This is a genomic window from Bradyrhizobium sp. NBAIM08 (assembly GCF_020193935.1).
GTDB lineage: Bacteria > Pseudomonadota > Alphaproteobacteria > Rhizobiales > Xanthobacteraceae > Bradyrhizobium > Bradyrhizobium yuanmingense.
This window is the reverse complement of the sequence record NZ_JADYVR010000209.1, coordinates 1-464: the sequence shown is the minus strand read 5'-3', so window position 1 is coordinate 464 and position 464 is coordinate 1. Positions and strand designations below refer to the sequence as shown.

Here is a 464-nt window from a genome sequence, read left to right as displayed (position 1 = left end):
CACAGCCCCCGGGCGCAGCTCAGAGTCCTCGTTGAGCAGCAGACAGAGCTCGCCCTGAGCTTCGGACAGGAGCAGCGAGTCGAGGGCGGCCTTGCCCTCACGCGCCTCACGTCGGATCAGCCTCAGCGCCGGCGCGCCGCCCTCGTTGCTCGCCGCCCACGCCTCCACGGCGTCCGCCGAGCCGTCGTCCGAAGCGTTGTCGACGACGAGGATCTCGCTCTCGAGATCGCCTGGAGCGTTGGCCGCGATCGAGCGCAGGCAGGCGAGCAGCAGCTCGCGCCCATTCGTGTTCACGACGCAGTAGGAGAGCTCCACAGGAAGAATCGTCGACGATGCGTGTCCAGATCGTCGACCCGCCGGCATTCACGCCGCCATACGACCGCGCGCTCTGTGCCGCGCTGGCGCAGGCGGGCGCCGACGTGGAGCTGGTCACAAGCCGGTTCGAGTACGCGCCGGTGGCCCCC

1 protein-coding gene is annotated in these 464 nt (G+C 70.0%); it reads right to left on the bottom strand.

Going from position 1 to position 464, the window contains the following annotated elements; genetic code table 11:
* Positions 1 to 294: glycosyltransferase family 2 protein (locus I6F37_RS39150; protein ID WP_368736814.1), on the bottom strand; the 294-nt coding region annotated here is incomplete at its 3' end.
* Between the last annotated feature and the right edge of the window lie 170 nt (positions 295 to 464).